3 protein-coding genes are annotated in these 4383 nt (G+C 69.3%); all 3 read left to right on the forward strand.

Annotation, left to right across the window (positions count from 1 at the left end; genetic code table 11):
- Nucleotides 1–413 precede the first annotated feature (413 nt).
- The gene (locus tag ACY45C_RS08310) at nt 414–1826 is read left to right on the forward strand and encodes an ROK family transcriptional regulator (protein ID WP_462187048.1); all 1413 of its coding nucleotides are present in this window, start codon (nt 414–416) and stop codon (nt 1824–1826) included.
- A 286-nt stretch (nt 1827–2112) separates the two neighbouring features.
- Nucleotides 2113–3039 carry a TauD/TfdA dioxygenase family protein gene (locus tag ACY45C_RS08315; RefSeq protein ID WP_462187043.1) on the forward strand — a complete coding sequence of 309 codons (927 nt, stop codon included), beginning with the start codon at nt 2113–2115 and terminating at the stop codon, nt 3037–3039.
- 215 nt (nt 3040–3254) lie between these two features.
- On the forward strand, nt 3255–4295 hold the full coding sequence (locus ACY45C_RS08320; protein WP_462187044.1) for an ABC transporter substrate-binding protein: 1041 nt from the start codon (nt 3255–3257) through the stop codon (nt 4293–4295).
- Nucleotides 4296–4383 lie beyond the last annotated feature (88 nt).

Genomic DNA, 4383 nt, shown 5'->3' on the forward strand with positions numbered 1-4383 from the left:
GCGTCATGAGCCGGCGCCCGCTTCTGGTCTGCCGTGCACACATTGACTTTCATCGCGTCGCGAGCGCGCTCTGTCGCCCTCACCATCGATCCCGCTGATCATCAGACTCCGTTCCGCTGGCTGGCATCCGTCACCGTAAGCCCCCGGCGCCCGGTGACGGCACCTGCCGTCTCGTGCCCGAGCCAGCCAACGGCAGCCGACCTGATGTCAGCGAAGAGTGGGCCCCTCCCTCCGGTCCACCGTCCTTGTGGTCAGCCGTGCCCCCGGTCCTGACTTCTCCGTGCGTTCCACCTGCCTGTGTTTGCACGCCTTGCGCGTGCGCGGCGACGAGAGGCCCGCCCCGTCGGCCGCGCGGTCGCATCACGAGGAGGTTCTCCGTGCCCGTACGCGACAAGGCGCCAGTACGCGACAAGATGTCGGCGCGGGAAACGCTGCCGGCTCAGGGAAGGCCGCGGGCCGCGGCGGGGGCCGTCTCCAGGCTCGGAGCCGGGAGAACCACTGCCGGCGGCACGGGCAGCCCAGGCGGCTCCGGCGCCCCCAGTGATTACGGTGCCCCGGGTGGCTCCGCGGGCTCCGCGGCGGCGATCCTGCGGGCGGTCCTCGACCACGGTCCGGTTGCCCGCACCGCCATCGGGAGGGCAACAGGGCTCAGTCCGGCGGCGGTCTCCCGGCAGACGGCCGGGCTGATCTCCCTGGGTCTGCTCCGGGAGCTTCCCGCCTCCTCGCTGGCTCCCCGGGCCGGGCGGCCGCACGTGCCCCTGGACGTGGACACCGACCTTCATCTGGCCTGCGGGGTGCACATCGCCGTCCCGTTCGTCACCTTCAGCCTTGTCGACCTGCGTGGACAGGTGGTGGCGCGGGAGCAGTTGCCGCGGGAGGGTGGCCCGGCGGACGTCCTTCGGATGATCGCCCAACATCTGCCCGGCTTCCTCGCCCGGCGTGCCCGGGGCAACCGTGTCCTCGGCCTCGGCGTCGTCACCGGCGGCCGGGTCGACCCCGACCTCGGCGTGGTGATCGAACACGAGCCCCTGGACTGGCATGACGTGCCGGTCCGGGAGGTGCTGGCGGCGGCCACGGGCATGCCGGTGCACGTCGACGGGCACGCCCGCGCCCTGGCCCAGGCGGAGATCCTCTTCGGTGACCCGCGCGCCCGGCGCAGCCTGCTGCAACTGTTCGTCGGCAACGTGGTCGACGCCGCGTTCGCCACCGACGGATCGGTGCACACCGGACCGCACTCCGCCGCGGGCGGCATCGCTCACCTGCGGCTCGCCGACAGCGACGCCCCGTGCCGCTGCGGCCGGTCGGGCTGCGCGCAGGCGGCGCTGTCGGAACGGACCATGCTGCTGCGGGCGGCCCAGGACGGGATCATCTCTCGTCCGGACCTGCAGGTGCTGCTGCACGCCGGGCTCGCCGGCGACCCGCGCGCGCTGTCGCTGTTGCGCGCCAGGCTCCAGCTGGCGGGTCGAATGATCAGCCTGCTCGTGGACATGATGGACCCGGAAATCGTCGTTCTCACCGAGGCCGCCACGCTCTCCCTGCCGGATCTGTTGGTCGACCTGCACGAGGAGATCGCCGCGCACTCACGCGTGTACACCGATCCCGAGCGGATGGTGCTGCCGAGCAGCTTCGGCATGAACGTGCTGGCCGTCGCCACGGGAGCGACCGTCCTCGACGCGGTCCACCGCCGCCCACACAGTCTGCCCGTCCCGCTGCCCACCCCGATGCCATCGCGGACACCATCACCGACGGCCTCACCGACACCGACACCGACAGTCGCCGCAGCCGCCCGCCGGAGGTATTCATTCCATCAGAACACAAAACGTTGACGGCCCGGAAGGGCGAGACCGAAGATTGACCGGTGAGCGACTCCGGGAACGGCGGTACGGGAAGATTTCCCGCGGCCGGCGCGCGTTGTCGCCGATGTTGACGCCCTGCGTCACGTGCCGCTGTCCATCGCGACAGAATCCGTAGTCGATCGCGATAGCGCCGATCGCGACAGCGCAGACGTTCCCGGCACGCCCCGAGAACGCCTCCCACCGGTCCGTCACCCGGAATTCCGGCCGCCATCCCCGCCGTCTCCACATCTTTTCCCAACCCATGGAGGAAAACAGGATGACAACCACGACCCCTGTTCTGGGACTTGACGTCCGCCCGCTTTCCGGCTACATCGGGGCCGAGATTCACGGAGTGGACCTGCGCGAGGACCTGGACGACGCGACCATCGCCGAAATCCGCTCCACGCTGCACCAGTGGAAGGTCGTCTTCTTCCGCGGCCAGAACATCGACCACGCCCAGCAGGTCGCCTTCGGCCGGCGCTTCGGCAAGCTGACCCCGGCTCACCCGCACGAGGACGCGCCTCCGGCGGGCTTCCCGGAGATCCTGCCGATCGACAGCCGACGGTACGCCAGGTTCTTCGGAACGAAGAAGAAGGTCACCTACGACAATGGCTGGCACACCGACGTCACCGCGCTGGTGAACCCGCCCGCCGGGTCGATCCTGCGGGCCGACATCGTCCCGCCATACGGCGGTGACACCGCGTGGACCAACCTGGTCGCCGCCTACCAGGAGCTGCCCGAGCAGCTTCGGGACCTGGCCGATGGCCTGCGCGCCCGGCACAGCTTCGGAAACTTCCCCAGCGAGAGCGAGTACGGGCGGAAGGTCGCCGCAAACCCGCTAGTCGCGATCCACCCGGTGGTGCGCGTCCACCCGGAGACCGGCGAGCGGGCGCTGTTCGTCAGCCCGAGCTTCACCTCCAAGGACAGCGAGATCATTGGTTTCTCGCCGAAGCAGAGCCACCGGATCCTCGACCTGTTCTACGAGCAGATCTCCCGGCCCGAGTTCACGGTGCGGTTCAAGTGGAACCCCGGTGACATCGCCTTCTGGGACAACCGCGCGACCTCCCACCTCGGCCCGTCGGACCTGGGTCACCTCGACTTCGACCGGGTGCTGTACCGGGTGACCATCGAGGGCGATGTTCCGGTCGGCGTCGACGGCAAGGAATCCGAGCTGGTCGCCGGGGAACCGTTCCTCGGCTCCTGATCCGCTGTCCGCCGCTCTCCGCGGGCACCGCGGGCACCGCGGGCACCGGAGCCGGCGATCCGCTGACAGCCGCGAGGGCCAAGTCCCGCGCGGCGGTCAGCACACCGCCAGACAATCCACCTCGAACGACAAGCCGCCCCGACCAACGATCCACCCCGAACGGCCACCGTTTGTCCGCCGGATCACGACCGAACGACCCGATAGGGAGATTTCCGATGCAGCATCGACGACCGCGCAGGCGGCGTCTTTCCCTCCTGTCCGCCGGACTCGCCGCGGCCGTCACGGTGACCCTGGCCGCCTGCGGGAGCGAGGACGGCAGCGGCAGCGCGGGTTCGGCCGCCACGGGTGGCCAGGTGACGCTGCGGATCGGCGACCAGGGCAAGTATCTGGAACTGCCGCTCACGCTCTCCGGCGAGGCGCGGGGCACTTCCTACGGGTTGAGCTGGAACACCTTCGCCGACGGTCCGCACATGAACGCCGCGTTCAGCGCGGGCAAGCTCGACGTGGGCTTCATAGGCGACACACCGGTGCTGTTCGCGAACGGGGCGCACGCCGGCGTGACGGCGGTCGCCGTCGCGGAGAACCCGGTGAACACCCAGACGATCATCGTCAAGGCCGGCTCCGGGATCCACAAGCCAGCCGACCTCAAGGGCAGGCGCATCGCCCTCACCCTCGGTACCTCTCTGCACGGTTACCTGCTCAACCAGCTCTCGTCCGCCGGTCTGAAGCAGAGCGACATCACCCCGGTGAACGTGCCCATCACGAGCCTCGGAGCGACCCTCGCCTCCGGTCAGGTCGACGCCATCGTGTACGCCAAGCAGTACGTCGCCGCGGTCGGCCAGCAGGCCCCCGGTTCCTACGAGATCGAGACCAGGCCGCTCCCGGTCTTCTCGGTCGTGCTGGCGTCGAAGAACGCCCTCAAGGATCCGGCGAAGCGCACGGCGGTGCAGGACTTCCTGATCCGCCTGTCCCGGGCGTCCGCCTGGCCGAAGGCCCATGAGGACGAGTGGATCCAGAAGTACTACGTGGGCCAGCTCAAGCAGAACCCGCAGGCGGCGAGGAAGTACTTCGACTCGCTACCGCAGGCACTCTACAAGCCGGTCTCCGAAAGCTTCATCGAAAGCCAACACGTGCAGGCCCGGCTGCTGATCGACGTCGATCAGCTGCCGAAGACCCTGAACGTCGACGACGAGATCGACAAGGGTTTCAACGCCGAGCTGACCGCCGCGTTCACCAAGGCCTCGCTGGCCACCTGAACCTCAGAACACCAGGACATTCCATCCGAGGGGGGGATCAACGTGACCGAACTCATCTCACCCGGCGGCGTCATCGCCGGCGGCCGGA

The organism is Frankia sp. CcWB2 (assembly GCF_977927585.1).